20 protein-coding genes are annotated in these 21,968 nt (G+C 63.1%); 13 read left to right on the plus strand and 7 right to left on the minus strand.

Translation table 11 applies throughout. The features are described from left to right. Positions 1-106: 106 nt before the first annotated feature. From WA702_RS26080 to WA702_RS26100, 5 genes are read left to right on the plus strand one after another with little or no spacing between them, the layout of a single operon-like run. Positions 107-415 (plus strand): STAS domain-containing protein, encoded by a 309-nt coding sequence (locus WA702_RS26080; RefSeq protein ID WP_425113443.1) that lies wholly within the window; start codon positions 107-109, stop codon positions 413-415. Between the two features lie 9 nt (positions 416-424). Next, complete coding sequence (locus WA702_RS26085) at positions 425-790, plus strand: response regulator (RefSeq protein ID WP_425113425.1); 366 nt, start codon at positions 425-427, stop codon at positions 788-790. Next, entirely contained in the window at positions 787-2,898 is a 2,112-nt protein-coding gene (locus tag WA702_RS26090; RefSeq protein WP_425113426.1) for a chemotaxis protein CheA, read from the plus strand. Before WA702_RS26085 ends, WA702_RS26090 begins: the two co-directional genes overlap by 4 nt. Next, positions 2,898-3,368, plus strand: a complete 471-nt coding sequence (locus tag WA702_RS26095; RefSeq protein WP_425113427.1) for a chemotaxis protein CheW — start codon at positions 2,898-2,900, stop codon at positions 3,366-3,368. The genes WA702_RS26090 and WA702_RS26095 overlap by 1 nt, the downstream gene beginning before the upstream one ends. 28 nt (positions 3,369-3,396) lie before the next feature. After that, positions 3,397-5,100, plus strand: coding sequence for a methyl-accepting chemotaxis protein (locus WA702_RS26100; RefSeq protein ID WP_425113428.1), 1,704 nt, complete (start codon positions 3,397-3,399; stop codon positions 5,098-5,100). Positions 5,101-5,201: 101 nt separating this feature from the next. Here the strand turns inward: WA702_RS26100 and WA702_RS26105 are convergent, their stop codons facing one another. Continuing rightward, positions 5,202-6,281, minus strand: coding sequence for an HD domain-containing phosphohydrolase (locus WA702_RS26105; protein WP_425113429.1), 1,080 nt, complete (start codon positions 6,279-6,281; stop codon positions 5,202-5,204). A 281-nt stretch (positions 6,282-6,562) separates the two neighbouring features. Between WA702_RS26105 and WA702_RS26110 the strand changes: the two genes are divergently transcribed. The 6 genes from WA702_RS26110 to WA702_RS26135 all read left to right on the plus strand — a co-directional run bounded on the left by WA702_RS26110 (position 6,563) and on the right by WA702_RS26135 (position 13,510). Beyond that, positions 6,563-7,033 carry a chemotaxis protein CheW gene (locus tag WA702_RS26110; protein ID WP_425113430.1) on the plus strand — a complete coding sequence of 157 codons (471 nt, stop codon included), beginning with the start codon at positions 6,563-6,565 and terminating at the stop codon, positions 7,031-7,033. 29 nt (positions 7,034-7,062) lie between these two features. Then, positions 7,063-9,258 carry a HAMP domain-containing methyl-accepting chemotaxis protein gene (locus WA702_RS26115; RefSeq protein ID WP_425113431.1) on the plus strand — a complete coding sequence of 732 codons (2,196 nt, stop codon included), beginning with the start codon at positions 7,063-7,065 and terminating at the stop codon, positions 9,256-9,258. A 75-nt stretch (positions 9,259-9,333) separates the two neighbouring features. After that, a complete protein-coding gene (locus tag WA702_RS26120; RefSeq protein WP_425113432.1) occupies positions 9,334-9,825 on the plus strand; it encodes a chemotaxis protein CheW in 492 nt (163 codons plus the stop codon). A gap of 1 nt (position 9,826) precedes the next feature. Continuing rightward, complete coding sequence (locus WA702_RS26125) at positions 9,827-10,675, plus strand: CheR family methyltransferase (RefSeq protein WP_425113433.1); 849 nt, start codon at positions 9,827-9,829, stop codon at positions 10,673-10,675. 14 nt (positions 10,676-10,689) lie between these two features. Then, positions 10,690-11,784, plus strand: coding sequence for a protein-glutamate methylesterase/protein-glutamine glutaminase (locus WA702_RS26130; RefSeq protein WP_425113434.1), 1,095 nt, complete (start codon positions 10,690-10,692; stop codon positions 11,782-11,784). A 22-nt stretch (positions 11,785-11,806) separates the two neighbouring features. Then, positions 11,807-13,510 (plus strand): chemotaxis protein, encoded by a 1,704-nt coding sequence (locus tag WA702_RS26135; protein ID WP_425113435.1) that lies wholly within the window; start codon positions 11,807-11,809, stop codon positions 13,508-13,510. A gap of 76 nt (positions 13,511-13,586) precedes the next feature. On the opposite strand, the gene WA702_RS26140 is transcribed toward WA702_RS26135, so the two are convergent. Next, on the minus strand, positions 13,587-13,973 hold the full coding sequence (locus WA702_RS26140) for a hypothetical protein (protein WP_425113436.1): 387 nt from the start codon (positions 13,971-13,973) through the stop codon (positions 13,587-13,589). On the opposite strand from WA702_RS26140, the gene WA702_RS26145 reads away from it, so the two are divergent. Next, positions 13,953-16,307: a bifunctional diguanylate cyclase/phosphodiesterase gene (locus WA702_RS26145; protein WP_425113437.1), complete on the plus strand. Its 2,355-nt coding sequence runs from the start codon at positions 13,953-13,955 to the stop codon at positions 16,305-16,307. The two genes, WA702_RS26140 and WA702_RS26145, sit on opposite strands and share 21 nt — an antisense overlap. A gap of 75 nt (positions 16,308-16,382) precedes the next feature. Here the strand turns inward: WA702_RS26145 and WA702_RS26150 are convergent, their stop codons facing one another. Continuing rightward, positions 16,383-17,405, minus strand: coding sequence for an LLM class flavin-dependent oxidoreductase (locus WA702_RS26150; protein ID WP_425113438.1), 1,023 nt, complete (start codon positions 17,403-17,405; stop codon positions 16,383-16,385). A 224-nt stretch (positions 17,406-17,629) separates the two neighbouring features. On the opposite strand from WA702_RS26150, the gene WA702_RS26155 reads away from it, so the two are divergent. After that, a complete protein-coding gene (locus WA702_RS26155) occupies positions 17,630-18,529 on the plus strand; it encodes an NAD-dependent epimerase/dehydratase family protein (protein WP_425113439.1) in 900 nt (299 codons plus the stop codon). Here the strand turns inward: WA702_RS26155 and WA702_RS26160 are convergent. The 4 genes from WA702_RS26160 to WA702_RS26175 all read right to left on the minus strand — a co-directional run. Then, on the minus strand, positions 18,516-19,304 hold the full coding sequence (locus WA702_RS26160; protein ID WP_425113440.1) for an ABC transporter permease: 789 nt from the start codon (positions 19,302-19,304) through the stop codon (positions 18,516-18,518). The two genes, WA702_RS26155 and WA702_RS26160, sit on opposite strands and share 14 nt — an antisense overlap. Further along, positions 19,301-20,416: an ABC transporter permease gene (locus WA702_RS26165; protein WP_425113444.1), complete on the minus strand. Its 1,116-nt coding sequence runs from the start codon at positions 20,414-20,416 to the stop codon at positions 19,301-19,303. Before WA702_RS26165 ends, WA702_RS26160 begins: the two co-directional genes overlap by 4 nt. A gap of 35 nt (positions 20,417-20,451) precedes the next feature. Further along, positions 20,452-21,543, minus strand: coding sequence for an ABC transporter ATP-binding protein (locus WA702_RS26170; RefSeq protein WP_425113441.1), 1,092 nt, complete (start codon positions 21,541-21,543; stop codon positions 20,452-20,454). Then, on the minus strand, positions 21,540-21,968 hold a 429-nt coding region (locus tag WA702_RS26175; protein ID WP_425113442.1), incomplete at its 5' end, for an extracellular solute-binding protein. The genes WA702_RS26170 and WA702_RS26175, both read right to left, overlap by 4 nt.

The raw sequence follows: 21,968 nt of genomic DNA on the forward strand, positions 1-21,968 counted from the left end.
GCGAGCTCTTAACGGTTTGCTCATCCCTGAAATCTACCGTTCCGGTTGTATCGCTTCACTTCGCAAGCAAGTGAATCGCGTGAATTCATCAGTGTGGAGGTCGGCGATGTCTGATCTGAGTTCGCCCAGACAAGCGCTACGGCTTCCGGCCGACTGCAGCATTGCGTGCATAAGAGCGGTCTGCGATCTGATCCGCGATGCATTCGGCCGTCACGAGCGGCTCGAGATCGACTGCTCAGACGTCAATAAGGCTGACGTCACGTCGGTCCAGCTGCTGCTGTCGACCGCCAAGACCGGCAGAGCCGAAGGACGCAAGGTCGTCCTGACGGCTTTCTCGCAGGCGCTTCGCAACACTCTGCACCGCGCCGGCTTCACCAGCGACGAGATCATCGCGCATCATCTAGATAGACCATAAGAGGCGCCAATGGCGACGATCCTGACAGTCGACGATTCACCGAGCATGCGCCAGATGATCAGAATGACGCTCGAGCCGGCCGGTCACAGCGTGATCGAAGCGGGCGACGGCGCCCAGGGTCTCGCCAAGGCGCAGGCCAGCAAACCCGACATGGTGATCACCGATCTCAACATGCCCGTCATGAACGGCCTGGACCTGATCCGCGCGCTGCGAAAGCAACCGACGCTCACCGGCCTGCCGATCGTGTTCCTGACCACTGAATCCAGCGATGGCGTCAAGCAGGAGGCGAAGAGCGCCGGTGCCACCGGATGGATCACCAAGCCGTTCGTCCCGGCCCAGCTGCTCGCAGTGGTCGGCAAGCTGGTGCGCTCATGAGCTTCGCCGACGCCACTGCAGTTTTCCGTCAGGAAGCAAGCGAACTGCTGGAGGTGTTGGAAGGCACGTTGCTCGATCTCGGCCAGCGCCCGCACGACAAGGAACTGGTCGATACCGCGTTCCGCGCCCTGCACACGATCAAGGGATCGGGCGCGATGTTCGGGTTCGACAAGGTCGCGACCTTCACTCATGAATTTGAGACCGCGTTCGATCGGGTGAGGAAAGGCGAGATTGTTCCGACGCAGGAGCTGATCACGGTCGCGCTCGCGGCCAAGGATTACATTCGCGCCTTGATCGAGGCCCCGGATGAGACCGATACGATCATCGGTGACGCCATCCTCGGTGACCTCACGCAGTTCGTCGCGCCGCGTGCGCTGGTCGCAGAGCCAGCCGTCGCTGCGGCGCCGGCCACTGCACCAGTGCAACCGGCCCGTCCGGCAGGCTGGAAGCTTTATCTCGAGTTCGAGCAGCACGTGCTCCGCAACGGCTCGAACCCGCTCGATCTGCTGGAGGATCTCTGCAAGCTTGGTCCCTGCTTTGCCGTGCCGTTGACCGACGCGATTCCGATGCTGGATGAGCTCGAGCCGGAAGATTGCTACCTCAAATGGGACGTCACGCTGCACTGTGATTGCGATCGGAGCGCGATCGACGACGTCTTCATGTTCGTCAGCGACGAGATGAAACTATCAGTCGCGCCGCTGGCTCAATCCGACCTCGCGCCGCCAATGGTCGCGCCGAGCCAGGATTCGCTGATCCTGGAAGTCGAAGGCCAGGACGAGCCGGCCATTTCTATTGTCGTAGAAGCTCCGGCTCTCGTCCCCGAGCAGGAGCCGGCTGCGCCATCGCCGGTCGCGGCCGCAACGGTCGCGCCTGTCGCACCGCAAGCTCCTGCCAAGGTCCGGCGCGAGGAGCCGAAGCGGACCGAGGACCGCGCAGGCGCCACGGTGCGCGTGCAGGCCGAGCGGCTCGATGAGTTGATGGACCGGGTCGGCGAGCTCGTGATCGCACAGGCGCGGCTTAGCCAGTTGGCGGCGGGCAGTGACGACCTGTCGATCAAGATGATCGCCGAAGAGATCGAACGGCTGGCGGGCAGCCTGCGCGATACCACGATGGGCGCGCGCATGGTGCCGATCGGCTCGCTGTTTGGCCGCTTCCGTCGTCTGGTGCACGATCTGTCGCGCGATCTCGGCAAGCCCGTGGAGTTCGTCACCTCGGGCGAAGACACCGAGCTCGACAAGACCATGATCGAATGCCTGGCCGATCCGCTGGTGCATCTGATCCGCAACGCGATCGACCACGGTATCGAGGATACGGCAGCGCGATCGGCCGCCGGCAAGATCGAGTCCGGCCGCATCGAGCTGCAGGCGGTCCACTCGGGCGCGCAGGTGCTCGTGATGGTGCGCGACAATGGTGGCGGCCTCAATACCGCGCGTATCAAGGCCAAGGCGGAAGAGCAGGGCCTCATCGCGCCGGGCGCGACGCTGTCCGACAGTGATATCCATCAGTTCCTATTCCATCCGGGCTTCTCGACGGCGCAGACCATCTCGGCGCTGTCGGGCCGCGGCGTCGGCATGGACGTGGTGAAACGCACCATCGAGAACATGCGCGGTTCGATCGACATGTCGACCAGGCCGGGTCAAGGCACCACCGTGACGCTGCGGCTGCCGTTGACCTTGGCGATCATCGAGGGCCTCCTGATCCGGGTCGGCGAGGGGCGCTACATCATCCCGCTGTCTGCGGTGGAGGAATGCGTCGAATTGACGCCGGATGACCAGCGGCCGCGCGGCCGAAGCTTCCTCAATGTGCGTGGCAGCCTGGTGCCATTCCTGCGGTTGCGCGAGCTGCTGCACGTGGAGGCCGCGGCTGAGCCGCATCAGAAGAACATCATCATCTCGACCGGCGAATGCCGCGTCGGGCTGGTGGCGGACCAGATCATCGGCAGCCACCAGACCGTGATCAAGTCGCTGTCGAAACTGCATTCCGATGTCACGATCTTCTCGGGCGCGGCCATTCTGGGCGATGGCACCGCAGCGCTGATCCTTGATGTGGCGCAGCTGGTGGCGCGGGCCCAGGCCCAGGCCGAGAAGCAGATGAACGAGGCGGCCTGATGAGCACCGAGCAGAAACTGGACGCCCCAGCGGCTGGCGATGGCGCGCTTCAAGTCGTCATGATTGGGCTGGGCGAGGAGAAGTTCGCGCTCGAAGCCGAGCTGGTGCGCGAGATCATCGATCCGGTGCCGGTGACAGAGGTGGCAGGGGCGCGTGCGTTCGTGCCGAGCGTGATCAACGTGCGCGGCAACGTGATCCCGCTGGCGGATCTGCGCATCCGCTTCGGGATGCCGATCAGGGAAGCCTCCGTCGACACCCGTATCGTGGTGGTCGAGCTCAAGATCGACAACGAGCCGGTTCTGGTCGGACTCACCGCCGACAAAGTGTACGAGGTGACCGAGATCGTTCGAACCGATGTGCAGCAGACGCCGCGCGTCGGCATGCATTGGCGACCGGAGTTCATCCGCTTCATCACCAAGTGGCACGACGAGTTCGTTATCGTACCGAACATGGAACGTATTCTGAACTAGGGGACGTCCGGCACGGACGGGGGCTGATATGAGATTTACGATCAAGGCCAAGTTGGCGAGTGCATTCGGCGCGATCATCATTCTGTCGGGTGTTGCCGGCGGCATCGCCTATCTGAAGCTGAGCGACATGATCGGCAATGCCGATAGCATGGCGCTACGCGCCAAGCGGATGGAGAAGGCCGCCGAGATCGAGAAGGAGCTTCTGATCCAGCTTCGGGCGGAGAAGAACGCGGTTCTCGGGCCGGAGCAGGAGGTCGAAGAGCACATTGCCAGCGCCGCCAAGAGCCGGGAAGCGGCGTCCAAGACCAGGGATGAGGTCTATGCCCTGGCGAGCGAGCAAGGAAAGCGGCTCCTCGACGGTTTTGCGGCGACCTATTCCAAGATGATCGCGTTCCAGGACGAGACCTTCAAGCTGGCGCGGACTGACAAGACCAGGGCCACCGAGCGCACGCTCAAGGAGGGCAACAAGGTCGTCGCGGACACGCTCGATGCGATGGGCGCATATGTTACCAACACCAAGAGGCAACTCGCCGATCAGGTCGTGCAAGTCCGGGCGGAGGGCCAGCAGGCCCAGCTCGTGCTAATGACGATCGTCGGGGCGTCGCTGGCGATCGCGATCGGCGCCGCCCTGTGGATCTCGCTCAGCATCAGCCGCGCGCTGGGACGCGCCGTCGACCTCGCCAGCTCGGTTGCGCGCGGCGAGCTCAGCCAGACGATCCCGACGGCGAGCAATGACGAGATCGGCGATCTGGTCCGCTCGCTCAACCGCATGGTCGAGAAGCTGCGGCAGGTGGTCTCCGAAGCGCTGACCGCGGCGCAGAACGTCTCGGCCGGCAGCCAGGAATTGTCCTCTTCGGCCGAGCAGCTTTCACAGGGCGCGACCGAGCAAGCCTCGTCTGCCGAGGAAGCCTCGTCCTCCATGGAGGAGATGGCGGCCAATGTGAAGCAGAACGCCGACAATGCCAGCCAGACCGAAAAGATCGCGACGCAGTCCGCCAAGGATGCCGAGGCGAGCGGCTCCGCAGTCGGCCGCGCCGTGCAGGCGATGCAGACGATCGCGGAGAAGATCTCGATCGTTCAGGAGATCGCACGCCAGACCGATCTCTTGGCATTGAACGCAGCGGTCGAAGCGGCACGTGCCGGCGAGCATGGCAAGGGCTTTGCGGTGGTTGCCTCCGAAGTACGCAAGCTCGCCGAACGGAGTCAGGCGTCCGCGGCCGAAATCGGCACGCTATCGTCCGATAGCGTCAAGGTGGCGCAGGACGCAGGCCAGATGCTCGCCAGGCTGGTGCCGGACATCAAGAAGACGGCGGAGCTCGTGCAGGAGATCACGGCCGCCTGCCGAGAGCAGGATGTCGGGTCGGCGCAGATCAACCAGGCGATCCAGCAGCTCGACAAGGTCGGCCAGCAGAACGCCAGCGCGTCCGAACAGGTCTCCTCGACATCAGAGGAACTGGCTTCGCAGGCCGAGCAGCTGCAGGCGACGATCTCTTTCTTCCGGATCGACAACGTCATGGCGGAGCCGAGCTCGAGGGGCGGGGCGTCGATCGATCATGCGGTTGGGCAGCTTCGCAGCAAGGCAGCAAAAATGGCGGCCGCAGATCGCGGCGGCAAGAAGCCGGCGCCGAGCAAGGCCGCCCCGCGTCGTCAACAGAAGGTGGCCGGCGGAGGTGGTTTCGCCTTCGCCCTGGATGATGGCGCCGACGAGCGCGATGCGGACTTCCAGCGTTAGAGGGAGAAGACGCGACCTCAGCGATCCAGCCAAGAAAACAAAATCGGCCTCTTCCCCACCGGGAGAGGCCGATTTGCATAGCGGCCGCGAAATCTGCGGGCTCAGGCCACCTGCAGCGACCGACCGCCCTTGCGCGGGAGTAGCGCCAGCGACTGCGAGGTTGCGATCGATGTGACCTCGTCCCAGCGCGACAAGAAGGCATCGACGCAGTCGGGATCGAAATGCTTTGTCCGGTTCGCGATCAGATGGTCGCGGGCCTCAACGAGCGGCATCGCGTCCTTGTAGGGACGGCGCGTCGTCAATGCGTCGAACACATCTGCGACCGCCACCACGCGCGCCGCGATCGGGATCTCGGTACCCCGGAGTCCGTTCGGATAGCCGCCGCCGTCCCATCGTTCATGATGCGCCGCTGCGATCGTGGCGGCGAGGCGGATCAGGTCACATTCGCTATCCGCGAGGATATGCTCCCCGATTTCGGCGTGAGTCCGGACCACCGCCATCTCGTTTTCCGTCAGCCGGCCAGGTTTGAGCAGAATGTGATCGGGAATCCCGACCTTGCCAACGTCGTGGAGTGGCGCTGCCAGATAGATCTCGCGGCAGAAGCGATCGGGGAAGCCGAGCTGCTCGGCGATGACCCGGCTGTATCTCGCCACCCGCAGCGTATGCTCGCCGGTGTCGTTGTCGCGATATTCCACGGCGAGAGCGAGACGCAGGATGATCTCCTCCTCGCGTTCCTGCAGCTTGCGCGTGGCCGCTGAAACCTCGGTCGCGAGATGGGAGGCCCGATCGTTGAGCTTACTGACTGCCTGGCCAAGGCTGACGAGGTTGCGCAGGCGGACGCGAACCTCAACGCTGTCAGAGCGTTTCGGAAGAAAATCCGTTGCACCGGCCTCTAATGCGCGAAGCTTGGTCTCGTCGGAGACGCTCGACGTGACCATCGCCACGGGGGTCTCGGTGAAGCCCGCTAGAGCGCGTAGCTCGCGAATGAAGCGGATGCCGTCCATCTTCGGCATCTCGTAGTCGACCAGCACGATGTCGAAGTGAAGTTCCCTTGCAATCTCGAGCGCACTGACCGGATCACGACATGTCGTGGCCACAACGGAGCCGTCCGTCTGGATCAGGCGCTTCAGGAAATCGAGTACCGAGGGACTATCGTCAACGATAAGCGCTTGGGTCAGCATCAACCGATCACTTCTGTTGAATGGTTCCACAACAGCATTGCCTCGCGGCAGGCTAAGGTCCGGTTGTTACCTCGCACTTAATTTCCCCGTGGTGTTCCGGATGTACGCGGCTTTCTTGCCATTCTTTAGCAATTGCTAATCTGGGCTTCCTAGCGTGCAACCGTCTCGGGAATCGGCCAGTATTTTCCCGAGGCTGGATGAGACGTTTGTTCGTTTCAATTTGCGTCGAAATTCCCGACCGACGTCGACAACGCCGAGCCGCAGATGATCGTGACCGCCTTATGAGTATCGAGCACAGACAGGACATCTCGGCCGCGCAAGACGGAGCGCTTCAGGTCGCGATGATCAGGCTTGGTGAAGAGAAATTTGCGATCGAGGCCGAGCTGGTGCGCGAAATCATCGATCCAGTAACCGTGAGGAAGGTAGCGGGCGCACGCGCGGTCGTGCCGAGCGTGATCAATGTGCGTGGCAATGTGATTCCGCTTGCCGATCTGCGCATCCGCTTCGGCATGCCGCCGGCGAACGCGTCGATCGATACCCGCGGCGTCGTGATCGAGCTCAAAATCGACAACGATCCGGCTCTCGTCGGACGTTCTGCAGACGAAGTCTACGAGGTCACCCAGATCGTGCCTGCCGACGTGCAACAGACCCCGCGCGTGGGGATGCACTGGAAGCCGGAGTTCATCCGCTTCATCACCAAGTGGCTTGAAGAATTCGTCATCGTTCCAAACATGGAACGCATCCTGAGTTGAGAAACCCGAAAGATCTCGAGAGGCTAACAATGCGGTTCACTGTCAAAGCTAAGCTGGCGAGCGCCTTCGGCGCGATCATCGTGCTGTCGATGATCACGGGCGGCATCGCCTACACCAAGCTGACCCAGTTGGCCGATGCTTCGGACATCCTCGTTCAGAAAGCCGTTCGGATGGATCAGGCCAGCTCGCTGCAGAACGAAATCTTCTACCAGACGCGCGGTGAGCGCGACATCATCATCGCATCGAGCGACGCGGAGATGCAGAAAACAGGTGAGGAGATCAGGCGGCGCCGCCAGGAAGCCGCCCGCATGCGAGACGAGATCGTCGCCAAGACGAGTGAGACCGGCAAGCAACTTCTGGCCAAATTCTCGGATGCGTTCGATAAGATGAATGCAGTCGAGGATAAGATCATCAAGCTCGGAATGGAAAATTCCAGCAACCGGGCCACTCAGCTGTGGAATGCGGAGGAAAGGCCGGCTCTCAAGGACTGGAACGACGCTATCGATGCGCTCTGGTCGCAGGCCGATCGCGGGACATCAGAGAACAAGAGCGGCCTGTTGTACGCCCTCCAGACCATCAGGCTCGAGGGTGCGCGGTTCCAGCGCGAGACCATTGCGTCGTTTTCCTCCGCCGACATGGATGACCTGAATGTCAGGATGAAGGCAATCTCCGAGCGTACCGACGTTCTCAAATCGACGATTGCGCAGGGATCCGCGGCGGCACGTGCGGCGGGACTTTCGGTGCAGGCGCTGGAGACGCAAAGCGCACGTCTGTTGAGCATCGCCTCGCGCGTGAACGACATCGTCAAGGAAGGCAGCAACATCCAGGCTGCGGCGCTTGCGAGCACGCAAGGCAAGGCGCTCTCCGAAGCCGCCATCGCTGCCGTGAACGAGTATATCGTCCACGCGAAGAAGAGCATGGACGAAGCGGCTCGGCAGGCGGCGCAGGACGGCGCAAATGCCAAAACCATGATGATCAGCATCATCGTGGTGTCGCTGCTGATCGCTGTCGGTTCCGCAATCTGGATTGCGCTGAATATCAGCCGCGGGCTCGGCCGTGCGGTCGGCCTCGCCGAAGCGGTTGCGATCGGCGATCTCAGCCAGAAGATTGATGCGATTAGCGACGACGAGGTCGGCGACCTCATCAAGTCGCTGACGACGATGACAGGCAATCTGAACGCCACCGCCGCCGTGGCCTCCGAGATCGCGCAAGGCGATCTGACCGTCGCTGCGAAGCGGCTTTCCGACAAGGATACGCTCGGCATCGCGCTGGAGCGCATGGTCGAGAAGCTCCGCCAGATCGTGGCTGAAGCCTTGACCGCGGCGCAGAACGTTTCGGCCGGCAGCCAGGAGCTTTCGGCCAGCGCCGAGCAGCTCTCGCAGGGCGCGACCGAGCAGGCGTCCTCTGCGGAGGAAGCGTCCTCCGCAATGGAGGAGATGGCGGCGAACGTGAAGCAGAATGCCGAAAACGCGAGCCAGACTGAGAAGATCGCCGCACAGTCGTCGCGGGATGCGGAAGCCAGCGGTGCGGCCGTCGGCAGGGCGGTCGAGGCGATGCAAACTATTGCCGAGAAGATCACGATCGTGCAGGAGATTGCTCGACAGACTGACCTTCTGGCGCTGAACGCAGCGGTTGAAGCGGCGCGAGCCGGCGAACACGGCAAGGGCTTTGCGGTGGTCGCCTCCGAGGTGCGCAAGCTTGCCGAACGCAGCCAGGCCGCGGCCGCCGAGATCGGCACCTTGTCGTCCGACACGGTGAAGGCGGCGCGGGAGGCGGGCCAGATGCTCGCGAAGCTGGTGCCCGACATCAAGAAGACCGCCGAACTGGTCGAGGAAATCACCTCCGCCTGCCGTGAGCAGGATGTCGGCTCGGCGCAGATCAACCAGGCGATCCAGCAGCTCGACAAGGTCGGGCAGCAGAATGCCAGCGCCTCGGAGCAGGTGTCGTCGACCTCTGAGGAACTGGCTTCGCAGGCCGAGCAGCTGCAGGCCACGATCGCCTATTTCCGGATCGAAGAGGCCGCGGCGCCTGCTGCGGCGAAGCCGATCGATCGTGCCGTCGGGCAACTGCGCGCCAAGGCTGCCAGCATGGCGGTGGCGGAGCGCGGCGGTAAGAAGCTCGCGGCGGTGAAACCGGCCCGCGCCGTCAGGGCGGGCGGCGGTGGTGGCTTTACATTTGCCCTGGATGACGGCGCTGACGAGCGTGATGCCGATTTTCAGCGCTGACGTCCGTCTTGAGTTGCGGCGTCGCCTGTCGGGCTACGCCGCCTCCCAGTTGTCGCTCTATGAGGGAAGCCTGACATGGCCGACACAGCCCAATATCTGACGCTCGGCCTTGCCGGGGAAACGTTCGGCATTTCGATTCGCAATGTCCGGGAGATCCTGGACATGCGACCGATTTCGCGTCTGCCGCATGCGCCGCATTTCCTGCTTGGAATGATCGACGTGCGTGGGGTCGGCTATCCGATCGTGGATCTCAGGCTGAAGCTCGATCTGCCAAGCGTACCGTCGACCGATGCAACGCGGATCATCATCCTCGACGTGCCGGTCGAGGACCGCATCGTCGGCGTCGGCTTCGTCGCCGATTGCGTTTTCGAGGTCACCGATATCGACGAGAGCACGAGCGAAGCGGTGCCTTCGGTCGGCGGCCGCTGGCAATCCAACTACATCGCGCGCATCGGCCGCAAGGCTGATAAATTCATCATCATCTTCGATCTGGCGAAGTTGATGTCCGACTCCGAGGTGGCGACCGCGGGCCATCCAGAGCTGGAATCCGCCGGCGTCGTGGCGTGACATGGCGACGGCAAGCCTTTCGCACCAGATGCATCTTTCGGATCGCCATTTCCGCTCGGTCTCCGAGCTGATCGAGAACCAGGTCGGCATCAAGCTGCCCGAAGCCAAGCGTCTGATGCTGGAAGGACGCCTGCACAAGCGCGTCCGAGCGCTCAACTTCTCGGGCATCGCGGAGTATGTCGACAAGCTCTTCGACGAAGGGCTGCCCGAGAGCGAGCTGACGCATCTGATCGATGTCGTCACGACCAACAAGACCGATTTTTTTCGCGAGCCGTCGCACTTCACGTTCATGACGGACGTCGCGGTGCCGTCGCTGGTCAAGGCGGGCGGTCGTCAGGAGCTGAAGGTCTGGAGCGCGGCCGCCTCGATGGGCATGGAAGCATACACCGTGGCCATGGTGCTGGACGACATGGCGCGCAACTCCAGGCCGTTCCGGTTCCGGATTCTCGGCACCGACATTTCGACCGCGGTGCTCTCGTTGGCTAGGCAGGCGATCTATACGCGCGACATGCTCGCACCGGTTCCAACGGAATTTGTGAAGCGCTATTTCCTGCGATCGAAGGATCGTAACAGCGACGAGGTTCGGGTCGTGCCGGAGCTGCGCCGCATGACCAATTTCATGCGCATGAACCTGATGGACAGCCGATATCCCATCGATCGCGACGTCGACATCATTTTCTGCCGCAACGTGCTGATCTATTTCGATCGCGAGACCCAACGCAAGGTCGTCGAGCGGCTCTGCTCGCACCTGAGGCCCGGAGGTTATCTGATGGTCGGCCATTCGGAATCGATGATCCACAGCCTGGTGCCGGGACTGAAGCAGGTCCAGCCGACGATCTTTCGTGTTTAGCGGAGGGGTGCGCCGTGGCCGAACCAAAAATTCGCGTGCTGATCGTCGACGACTCCGCTTCGGTGCGCCAGATCCTGTCGACGATCCTGAGCGAGGATCCGGACATCGAGGTCATGGCGACGGCGTCGGATCCGTTCGCGGCGGCGCGCCGTCTGCAGAGCGAATTGCCCGACGTCATCCTGCTCGATATCGCGATGCCGAAGATGGATGGCATCACCTTCCTGCGCAAGATCATGGCGCAGCACCCGATCCCCGTGATCATCTGCTCGTCGCTGACCGAGGATGGCTCCGAGCAGATGTTCGAAGCGTTGGAAGCCGGCGCGGTCGACATCGTGCCCAAGCCCCGCGTCGACACCCGGCAGGCATTGTTCGAGAGCTCGGCGCGGCTGCGTGAGGCGGTAAAGGCGGCGGCGCGGGCCAAGGTGCGGCCGCGTCCCGCGCGTCGGCCCATGATCGAGAAGAAGCTGACGGCGGACGCGATCATGCCGCCACCGCTGGCCGGTCGGTCGCGGCCGGTCACCGAACGCATCGTCTGCATCGGCGCCTCGACCGGCGGGACCGAGGCGCTCGCCGACGTGCTCGAGGCGCTGCCGCCGCATTGTCCGGGAATCCTGATCGTGCAGCACATGCCGCAAGGCTTTACCGCAGCTTTCGCGCGTCGCCTGAACGGGACGTGCCAGATCCAGGTCAAGGAGGCCGAGGACGGCGAACTTGTGCAGGCCGGTTGCGCCTATATCGCGCCGGGCTCGAAGCACATGCTGCTGCAGCGAACCGGCCTGCGCTATCACATTGCGATCAAGGATGGCCCACCGGTATCGCGGCATCGCCCCTCGGTGGACGTGTTGTTCCGCTCGGCAGCACAATTTGCCGGACCTAATGCGCTCGGAATCATCATGACGGGAATGGGCGACGACGGCGCGCGCGGCCTGTTGGAGATGCGCAAGCTCGGTGCGCCGACGCGTGCGCAGGATGAGGAGAGCTGCGTCGTCTTCGGCATGCCCAAGGAAGCGATTGCCCGGGGCGCCGCGGAAAAGATCGTGCCGCTGCGCCTGATCCCGCGCGAGATCACGCTCTGGCACCAGGCCGGCCAGGTCGCAACGACGGGTTGATGCGGTGACGATCTCGACCGACATGACGGATACAATCGCAGCGGCGGTGACCTCGATCGCCGACGTCTCCTCGCGCATCGAAGAGTCCTTTGCCGACGTCGGTAATCGTCTCAGCCAGGGGCATCGGATCTTCAAGGAGCTCGAGCAGAGCCTTGTGGTCCTGGCGCAGGAGCTGTCGGGAACGGGAATCGAGAGTGCCTCGCAGGCGCTCCAGGATATCGGGGACCGGCTCAATGCGGTCGCACTCGCGTTGCCTGCCGAAGCCGTCCTGCTCGGCGGCATCGGCGATCAGGCTAAGCAGGCCTGTGCCATCCTCAAGCTTCTCTCTAGCCACATCCAGATGATCACGATCGTGGCGCGCAGTGCCCGGATCGAGGCCGCATCGTTCGATGGCGAGCGCCAGAGCTTCCTCGATTTTACCCGCGAAGCGTTTGAGCTGGGGCAGGCCGCGCAGCGCTGCGTTGAAGCGTGCGCGCGCGACGGCCTCTTGCTCGTCAAGGCGGTGGAAGATGCGTTGGCGCGGCAGAAGGAGTTCGATGGCCTCTATCGCGCTGAGCTCGCAGCGGTCGCCAGCGGATTGATTGCAGCCCGCGCCGACCTGACGTCCCAGCAATTGAACGGCGCGAGGCTCACCGACATGGCGAGGACGAGCGCCAACCGGATCGCCGCAGCGATCGCGGAAGCGATCGTCGCGCTACAGTCGGGCGACGCCACCCGCCAGCGCCTCGAGCATATTTGCGACGGGCTCGGCGGCATGACGAGGCCGGCGCCGAGCCTCGTGCCCGCCGCTTCGGAGCCCGCGACCTGGCTGATCGGGCAGGTTGAGGCCGGCCAGCTGAAGGACACCAAGCTGGCGTTCGACCAGGATTTGGCGCGCACCGTCGGCTCGCTTGGCGCGATCACCTGCGACACCGACACCCTCCTCAAGCAGAGCCGCGCGCTCTATGGCGGCAAGACCGACGATTCCTCGTCTTTCCTCGTCGTGGTGCGGCAGCAATTGTCGCAGGCCTCGAAGCTGATCCTGGCCTGCGAACAATCCGGTGCATCGGTCGATCAAGCGCTGTCGCTCGTGACCGGAACGGTGGATCGCTTTCGCCAGGCCATTTCCGGGCTTGGCGAGGCTGTAGACGACATTACCCTGATCGGCATGAATGCGGGTCTGCGGGCGGCTCGCGCCGGCACCAAGGGCAATGCGTTCGTCGTCATCGCCAACGAGCTGAAGACCGCGGCCGACCAGATGTCGGCCGCCGCAACGCGGCTCAGGTCCGTGCTTGACCCGATCGAAGGCCTGGTCGGTCAGTTGCGAGAGCATCGCACAAAGAACGATGCCGTGGAGCTGGCGCGGCTGGAGCCTGCCGTGCTGAACGCCCTGCACGAGGTCGAAACCGGCAACGAGCGACTGACCGGGATGATGACGCGTCTTGCCGGTGAGAGCGTGACGTTTGACGAATTGCTGGATCTGGCGCGCGGGCGGATCACCGCGCTCGGCGAGGCCGCGGCTTCCCTTCCGAGCCTCGCAGCAGACATCGCGGCCCAGGAGTCCATTCCGGCGGCACCCGCTTTGACGGCAGCCGATCGCACAATGCTGGACGAGCTGTTTGCACGCTACACGATGGAGCGCGAGCGCGACGTTCATCGCGATGTCTTGCAACGGTTCGGCTTTGGCTCCGCCGTCCCCGTGTCGACGCCGGCGGTTGAGGAAGACGACGGCATCCTGCTGTTTTAGCCGAACCCTTGGCCTTGGGGTACAAATTTACTCCTCGGCTGCATTGGGCGCGAGCCCGTTTACTATTTCATTACCTTCAAAGGTAACGACCTTTTGTTAGAATCGCATCATTGTTCTTGGCCGGGGGAAAGCCATGGTCAGGAAAATTGCGATGCCGGCGCGCTGGCGCTCGTTCATTCGTCGTTGGCAAGGAGCACCGCTCACCTGGCTGATCGCCGCCGGCTTCGTCCTGATGGCGGGGACAGCGGTCGGCACCGCGTTTACGGTCGAGCGATTCCGGCAGGATGCGGTCGAGAGCAGCCGTAACAGTCTGAACAGCACGGTTCGGCTCCTCGCCCGGCATTTCGATCGGGAATTTGCCGATTTTTCCGTCCTGCAGAAGAGCATCGTCGCGGAGATTGAAAGTCTCGGTATCGAATCGACCGTTGAGTTCCACGCCGCAATGGCAACGCTCACCATCCATGAGCTGCTGCGCGCGAAGGCCCGCGGCTGGTCCGACATTGCCGGCGCTAACCTGTTCGATTCACGCGGCGTCCTGATCAATTCGTCCAACACTTGGCCGGTCGCCGATGTCAACATCTCCGATCGCAACTATTTTCGCCGCCTCAAGGAAGATCCGGCACTGCCGGAGGATGTCGAGGTCGTGCAGGGGCGGTTCGGTGGTGGCCCGGTCATCGTATTTGCAAGGCGCGTTTCGGGCCCGCATGGCGAATTCCTCGGCGTCGTGACTCGAGCGCTCGCACCCGCGGTGCTGGAGTCCTTCTTTGCTTCGACAGGGCTGGGTCACGATGCGTCGATCGCGATGCATCATCGTAACGGCCAATTGTTCGCTCGCATACCCCATGTCGGCGGCCTGATCGGTCAAAACTTTCGCAAGGGTCCGCCCGACCAGGTCGCAGTGTTCGACGAGCCGTTCATCTCGACTCGTCTCAAGAGCCCGATGGACCACAAGGAGCGGCTGCTGGCGTCGAGCATGTTGACCAGCGAGCCGATCGTCATCGTGGCGACCCAGACACTGGAGGCCGCGCTCGCGACGTGGCGCCAGCAAACCAAGTTTTTCGTGGCCATAGCCGTTTTCTCCGTCGTGCTCCTGATTGCCACGCTCACGCTGATCTTCCGCCAGATGACGCGCCGGCTCTCAATCGAAAAGGAGCGGCTCGACGTGGCGATGAACACCATGACCGCTGGCCTTTTGCTGTTCGATCGCGATGAACGGCTGATCGTCTGCAATCGCCGCTATATCGAGATGTACAAGCTGTCGACCGATGTGGTGAAGCCGGGAGCCAACTTCCGTGACGTGATCCAGCACCGCTACGATACCGGGTCGCTCTCCGAAGACGTCGATGCCTATTGCGAGGGAATTTTGGCATCCCTCGACAAAACCCACACTTCGGTGGTCGAAACCAGCGACAGACGACTGATCGAGATCAAGAATCAGCCCGGTGCGTCGGGCGGATGGCTCGCCACACATGAGGACGTGACCGACCGCATTCGCGCCGAAGAGCGCATCGCCCGCATGGCTCATTACGATGCCCTGACCGATCTCCCGAACCGGGTGCTGATGCGCGAGCATTTGGAGCGTCGCGTCGGCAAGCTCAAGGACGGCGAACCATTCGCCGTCTTCTACATCGATATCGACGAGTTCAAGAACATCAACGATTCGCTTGGTCACCAGATCGGCGACGAATTGCTACGACATGCAGCAGAGTGCCTGCGAAGCTGCGTAAACGCGAACGATCTTGTCGCGCGGCTCGGAGGCGACGAATTTGCGATCATACGGGCCGGCAGCGCCGATCCGTCGGAGCTCGCTGTGCTCGCCGAACAGATTCTCGCGGCGCTTCGGGTGCCGGTGATGTGCCAGGGCCAGCAAATCGGTGCCGACGCCAGTATCGGCATTGCGATTGCGCCGCTGCACGGCGATACCGCAGATGATCTCTTGAAGCACGCAGACCTAGCCATGTATGCGGCCAAATCCGAAGGGCGTCATACGTTCAGACTGTTTACCGCCGAATACGACGCCAATGCGCGGCAAAGGCGGCAGCTCGAGCACGATCTTCGTCAGGCGCTCGGAGGCGGCCAGTTCGAAGTCTATTATCAGCCGCTTGTCGATCTCGCGACCGACGTCGTGATTGGTTGCGAGGCTCTGCTCAGATGGCGCCATCCCGAGCGCGGCATGGTCTCTCCTGCGGAGTTCATTCCGGTCGCGGAAGATATCGGGCTGATCGGCGAAATCGGTGAGTGGGTCCTGGAGCAGGCCTGCACGGAAGCGGCAGGATGGCCGGACAACATCCGCGTTGCAGTCAATGTCTCGCCGCTCCAGTTCCGTGCGAAGACACTGGCGCTCAAGGTCGCCGAGGCCCTTGCGAAATCGGGGCTTCTGCCCGGGCGGCTCGAGCTCGAGGTGACGGAGACGGTGCTCATTCGCGACGACGATCAGGCGCTCGCTATTCTGCAGCAATTGCGTGAACTCGGGGTCCGCATCGCGCTGGACGATTTCGGCACCGGCTATTCGTCGCTCAGCTATCTGCATCGATTCCCGTTCGACAAGATCAAGATCGATCGGGCTTTCATCAACGATATCGGTAAGGCGGAGGGGACGTCGGCGATCGTGCAAGCGGTCGTGCACATGGCATCCGCACGACAAATGGTCACGACAGCGGAAGGCGTCGAGACAGATGCGCAGCGGGAGATCCTGCGCAACCTCGGTTGCAGCCAGATGCAGGGCTTTCTCTTCAGCCCGGCAGTGCCGGCGCTGCAGGCGAGGGACCTGGTCATGTCTCGCGCGTCGGCTGCTTAACGGGTTGGTGCTCGCACCAACGATAGAGAAAGCGAAGGTCGCAATCCCTTTGCGATGGCTGCCGGAACGCTCTCTTCACCGCCAACCGAGCGCAGGGGCGACGTGGGTCAGGATCGCCTCGATGACGTGCGTGTTGTAAGCGACGCCCAATTGATTCGGGATGGTGAGTAAGAGTGTGTCGGCCTCGCGGATCGCCTCGTCTTCCCTGAGTTGCTCGATCAAGACGTCAGGCTCGGCGGCATAGCTGCGGCCGAAGATCGCCCGTGTGGTCGGATCGATGAAGCCGATCTGATCCTCGTTTTCTTGGTCGCGGCCGAAATAGGCGCGGTCGCGATCGTCGACCAGCGCAAAGATGCTGCGGCTGACCGACACGCGCGGCGCGCGCGCATGACCGGCTTCCTTCCAGGCGGTGCGGTACGCCCGAATTTGCGCAGCCTGCTGTACATGGAAGGGCTCGCCCGTCTCGTCGTTCTTGAGCGTCGAGCTTTGCAGGTTCAAGCCGAGCTTGGCCGCCCAGACCGCTGTTGCGTTCGAGCCGGCACCCCACCAGATGCGGTCGCGCAGGCCTTCTGAATGAGGTTCGAGGCGGAGCAGGCCCGGCGGATTGGCAAACATCGGCCGCGGATTGGGCTTGGCAAATCCTTCACCGCGCAGCAGGTCGAGGAAAAGCTGCGCGTGGCGCCGGCCCATATCGGCATCGCTCTCGCCCTCTGCGGGCTGGTAACCGAAATGGCGCCAGCCGTCGATCACCTGCTCGGGCGAGCCGCGACTGATGCCGAGCTGCAACCGGCCCCCGGCGATGAGGTCAGCTGCGCCGGCGTCCTCGGCCATGTACATCGGGTTCTCGTAACGCATGTCGATCACGGCCGTGCCGATCTCGATCCGGCTGGTCCTGGCGCCAACAGCCGCCAGCAGCGGGAAGGGCGAGGCGAGCTGGCGGGCGAAATGATGGACCCGAAAATAAGCCCCATCCAGGCCCAGCTGTTCGGCCGCGACCGCAATCTCGATGGATTGCAACAGGGTGTCAGCCGCCGTCCGCGTCTGCACCTGCGATGAGGGCGTCCAGTGCCCAAACGACAGAAAGCCGATCTTTTTCATGCGGCCGGTCTAGCAGAATTCCGACCGTAGTTCAGTCACTATCGCAAAGACGGATCAACTTACCGTCGCCTGAGGCTGTCACGACCAGCAGTGCGCTCGCCGTGACCACCACGAGGGAACACAGGGGCGCATAGGCCTAGCTCCCAAACCACGGGCATGATTTGATACGACGCGAGTTCAGCAAGCAACAATTTTCCTTCGATCAAGCAAGGACGACAAAGCAAATGACAGGCAAGCGTGTGGTATTCACCGGAGGAACCGGCAAGGCCGGCAGGCATGCTCTGCCGTGCCTGCAGAGCAAGGGCTACGAGCTTCTCAACGTCGATCTCAAGCCGTTCGATCACCCTGGCATCGGGACCCTGATCGCCGATCTGACGGACAGCGGCCAAGCCTTTAACGCCCTGACCACGCATTTTGGTTTTGACGGTTTTGAATCAGGCAAGCCGCCGACGGCGCCGGACGCCGTCGTCCATTTTGCCGCGATCCCGCGGGTGCTGATCGAGCCGGATAACGAGACGTTTCGCGTCAACACCATCAGCACCTATAACGTCATCGAGGCCGCGGCGAAGCTCGGCGTCCGCAAGATCGTGATCGCCTCCAGCGAGACCACCTATGGCGTCTGCTTCGCCGAGGGCGACAAGGATTTCAAAAGCTTTCCGCTCGAGGAAGATTACGACATCGATCCAATGGACTCCTACGGATTGTCCAAGGTCGTGAACGAAAAGACCGCGCGTGCCTTTGCCATGCGCTACGGCATCGACATCTATGCGCTGCGCATCGGCAATGTCATCGAGCCGCATGAATACGACAAATTCCCCGGCTTCATCGCCAATCTCCCGTCGCGCAAACGCAATGCCTGGTCCTATATCGACGCCCGCGACCTCGGAGAGATCGTGCATTTGGCGATCGAGAAGGATGGGCTCGGCTTCCAGGTCTTCAACGCCGTCAACGACACCATCACCGCCGACATTCCGACGCGCGAGGTGCTGCGCCGCTACTGCCCCAATGTTCCGATCACCCGCGAACTCGGCGACAACGAGGCGCCGCTGTCGAACCGGAAGGCACGGGAGGTGCTCGGGTTCAAAGAAGCGCACGACTGGCGGAAATACGTCAAGGCCGGGTAGACAACCGATGCCTGATCGCTTGCATGCACAGCGCCAGCACGATCGTCCCGACAATGAAGACAGCAGCCGCGGCGACGATCGCCGGGCTGATGTTCTCACGGATGCTGGCGAACATCTGCCGCGCCAGGGTTCGCTGGTTTGGCCCGGCGACGAACAGCGTCAGTACGACTTCGTCGAGCGAGGTCGCAAACGCAAACAGCGCGCCCGAGATGATGCCGGGAAGCGCGATCGGCAGCGTTACCGAGAGCAGCACGGTGCGCGGCGATGCGCCGAGACTCGCTGCGGCATGCTCGAGCCGCGCATCGACGCCTTGCAGGGCTGACGACACGTTGACCAGCACGAACGGCACCGCCACGACGGTGTGCGCGATGATCACGCCGAGATAGGTATTGATCAGCTCGTAGCGCGCGAACATCAGCTGCATGCCGACGCCGAGCACGACGGCGGGAACCACCATCGGCAGCAGAAACAGCGTCCGCACCGCCGACAGCAGCAGCGAGGATCGCGTGCTCCGCAATCCGAGGCCAGCGAGGGTACCAAGCACCGTCGCCAGTGCGGTGGTGCCGCTGCCGATGATCAAGCTGTTGACGATCGACAGGCGCCAGGACTCGGCCTCGATCAACTCGCGGAACCAGCGGGTCGAGTAACCCGGGATCGGATAGTTGAGGAAGACGCTGTCGGTGAATGACAGCGGTAGTACGGCGATCAATGGTCCCAGCAGGAACACGACAACCAAGCCCGCGAAGACAAACTTCGTGACCGAAAGTGTCTTCATGCCCGCTGCTCCTCTTCGGAAGCGAGCCGGATGTAGACGGCATAGAGCAGGATGGTCATCGCCAGCAGCACCAGGCCGAGCGCGCCGGCCATGCTCCAATTGGCCGCGGCCGTGGCGTAATAGGCAATGACGGAGGAGATCATCTGGTCGTTGGCCCCACCGATCAGGGCCGGCGTGATGTAATAACCGAGCGCGGCCATGAAGACGAGCAGGCTGCCGGAAACGACGCCGCGCATCGCGAGCGGCAGCAGCACGTGAAGGAAGCCCCGCAACGGATGCGCGCCCAGCGACGCCGCGGCCGGCATCAGGTTTCTCGGGATCGCGATCAGCACGCTGAAGATCGGCAGCACCATGAAGGGCAGCAGCACATGCGTCATGGCGATGACGACGCCAAGCCGGTTGAACATCAGCGGAATTGGATCGGAGATGACGCCGAGCGCCTTCAGCGTCGCGTTGATCAGACCGTTATCCTGCAGCACGATGTACCAGGCCGCGGTGCGCACCAGCAACGAAGTCCAAAGCGGCAGCAGCACGGCGCCGAGCAGCAACTGCCGGCGCCAACCCTGCACCGATGCCGCAACCATCGCAAACGGCAGCCCAATCGCGATGCAGGCGATGGTGACGATCGCCGCGGTCACGAAGGTGCGGATCAGGATCAGCCGATTTGCCGAGGCCCCCTCCGGCATGGCGGCAATGTCGCCGGCGGCGTTGCGCTCCAGGTCGACTGCGGCGAGCAGGTTTTTGTCGGTCCAGCGGGACGCCACGGCGTCAGATATCGTCGTCCAATAGGAAACCTCGCTCCAGCGCGGATCGATCGCCGCGAGGTCGACGTCGCCAGCGGAGGTGCCAAGGATGCGGCGGGTCTTGCCGAGCAGGCTGCGGAAACCGGATTGCGCGCTGTTGAGCCGCCGCACCAGATCGCCGAACTGCTCGTCGTTGGTGAGCGCCCGGATATCAGCGACGAAGGCGGCTTGCTGCGATGGCGTTGGGACCGCGCCGTGATCCCATCGCTTCAGGGCCCGCGCCGTGCGCGGCAGCGCGTTGGTCGCGACCGGGTCCGAGACGGCCGAGGTCATCATGGTGACGAGCGGGGCCGCGAAAAAGCAGATCATGAAGGCCAGCAGCGGCGCCAGCAGCAGCAGCGATCTCAGGCGTTGGAGGATATCTGGCCGCCGCATGATCCCACCACCCACACGTCCGACGGCGCAAATGAGATCGCGACTTCGTCGCCGATTTCGGCGAGGCGGCGCGCGCGGTCGCTCTTGATGATCAGGCGCTGTGCGCCGACGGCAGCAACCAGCCTGATATGGTCGCCGAAATAGACCGCATCGACGATCCGGCCGGTCAGGCCGTTGGTCGCGATCGACGGCTCGTTGATCCTGATCACCTCCGGGCGGATCGAGATCTGAACGCGGCTGTCGTTGATGCCATTCGAGCCGGCCCGCGCCGACAAGGTCAGCCCGGACTCGGAGGTCAGGCGCAGCGTGTCGCCCGATCGCTCCTCGATCATGCATGGTAGCAGGTTGGTCTCGCCGATGAACTCCGCCACGAATGACGTTCGCGGCAGATCGTAGATCTCCCTGGGTGCGCCGATCTGCTCAATCCTGCCGTGATTGATGACGGCGATCCGGTCCGACATCGTCAGGGCTTCGTCCTGGTCGTGGGTGACGAACACGATGGTCAGGCCGAGCCGGCGATGCAGGTCGCGAATGTCGAGCTGCATCTGTTCGCGCAGCTTCTTGTCGAGCGCGCCAAGCGGCTCGTCCATCAGGATGACCTGCGGCTCGAACACCAGCGCGCGCGCCAGTGCGACCCGCTGCTGCTGGCCGCCGGAGAGCTGCGCGGGCTTGCGCTCGGCCATCGCGCCGAGCTTTACCGTGTCGAGCACGCGCACGACGCGCTCGGCGATCTCGGCCTTCGCCATGCCGCGCATCTTGAGCGGAAAGGCGATGTTGTCGCGCACGCTCATATGCGGAAACAGTGCGTAGCTCTGGAACACGACGCCCATGTCGCGCCTGTAGGGCGGCAGCTCGTCGACGCGGCGGCCGTCGACATGAATGCTGCCGCTGGTCGGCTGCTCGAAGCCGGCCAGCATCATCAGAAGCGTGGTCTTGCCGGAGCCGGACGGACCGAGCAGACTGACGAACTCGCCGCGCGCGATGTCAAGATCGAGATGATCGACGACCGTCTGGGCGTGAAAACGTTTGGTGACCTCTTTGAACGAGATGAATGGTGTCAACGCGCGAGCCAGGCATTGAAGCGCTTGGACAGCTCTTCCGAATTGTCGGTCCAGAAACTGACGTCGAGCGGGATCGCCTGCTTGAGATTGTCAGGCGTGGTCGGCAGTTCGGCGGCGTATTTCTCCGGCACCAGCTTCGCCGCGGCTACGTTGGGCAGGCCATAGGCGATGTATTCGGGCAGCTTCGCCTGATTCTCGGTCTGGCTGGCGAAGGCGATGAAATTCATCGCGGCATCCTTGTTCGGCGAGTTCTTCAGGATGACCCAGCTGTCGACCGCGTAGATGCTGGCCGGAAACACGAAACCGAAATGCTTGCCTTCGGAACGGTTGATCGCGCTGATGCGGCCGTTATAGGCCGAGGTCATCACGACCTGGCCCGACGACAACAGCTGCAACGGCTGCGCACCGGCTTCCCACCAGACAAT

Source organism: Bradyrhizobium sp., assembly GCF_049798375.1.
In the GTDB taxonomy this organism is placed as follows: domain Bacteria; phylum Pseudomonadota; class Alphaproteobacteria; order Rhizobiales; family Xanthobacteraceae; genus Bradyrhizobium.

Bases quoted from the DNA above. Each gene is read 5' to 3' on its own strand.
- WA702_RS26080 (WP_425113443.1), top strand. From the start codon at position 107: ATGTCTGATCTGAGTTCGCCCAGACAAGCGCTACGGCTTCCGGCCGAC.
- WA702_RS26085 (WP_425113425.1), top strand. From the start codon at position 425: ATGGCGACGATCCTGACAGTCGACGATTCACCGAGCATGCGCCAGATG.
- WA702_RS26090 (WP_425113426.1), top strand. From the start codon at position 787: ATGAGCTTCGCCGACGCCACTGCAGTTTTCCGTCAGGAAGCAAGCGAA.
- WA702_RS26095 (WP_425113427.1), top strand. From the start codon at position 2,898: ATGAGCACCGAGCAGAAACTGGACGCCCCAGCGGCTGGCGATGGCGCG.
- WA702_RS26100 (WP_425113428.1), top strand. From the start codon at position 3,397: ATGAGATTTACGATCAAGGCCAAGTTGGCGAGTGCATTCGGCGCGATC.
- WA702_RS26105 (WP_425113429.1), bottom strand. From the start codon at position 6,281: ATGCTGACCCAAGCGCTTATCGTTGACGATAGTCCCTCGGTACTCGAT.
- WA702_RS26110 (WP_425113430.1), top strand. From the start codon at position 6,563: ATGAGTATCGAGCACAGACAGGACATCTCGGCCGCGCAAGACGGAGCG.
- WA702_RS26115 (WP_425113431.1), top strand. From the start codon at position 7,063: ATGCGGTTCACTGTCAAAGCTAAGCTGGCGAGCGCCTTCGGCGCGATC.
- WA702_RS26120 (WP_425113432.1), top strand. From the start codon at position 9,334: ATGGCCGACACAGCCCAATATCTGACGCTCGGCCTTGCCGGGGAAACG.
- WA702_RS26125 (WP_425113433.1), top strand. From the start codon at position 9,827: ATGGCGACGGCAAGCCTTTCGCACCAGATGCATCTTTCGGATCGCCAT.
- WA702_RS26135 (WP_425113435.1), top strand. From the start codon at position 11,807: ATGACGGATACAATCGCAGCGGCGGTGACCTCGATCGCCGACGTCTCC.
- WA702_RS26145 (WP_425113437.1), top strand. From the start codon at position 13,953: ATGGCAACGCTCACCATCCATGAGCTGCTGCGCGCGAAGGCCCGCGGC.
- WA702_RS26140 (WP_425113436.1), bottom strand. From the start codon at position 13,973: ATGGATGGTGAGCGTTGCCATTGCGGCGTGGAACTCAACGGTCGATTC.
- WA702_RS26150 (WP_425113438.1), bottom strand. From the start codon at position 17,405: ATGAAAAAGATCGGCTTTCTGTCGTTTGGGCACTGGACGCCCTCATCG.
- WA702_RS26155 (WP_425113439.1), top strand. From the start codon at position 17,630: ATGACAGGCAAGCGTGTGGTATTCACCGGAGGAACCGGCAAGGCCGGC.
- WA702_RS26160 (WP_425113440.1), bottom strand. From the start codon at position 19,304: ATGAAGACACTTTCGGTCACGAAGTTTGTCTTCGCGGGCTTGGTTGTC.
- WA702_RS26165 (WP_425113444.1), bottom strand. From the start codon at position 20,416: ATGATCTGCTTTTTCGCGGCCCCGCTCGTCACCATGATGACCTCGGCC.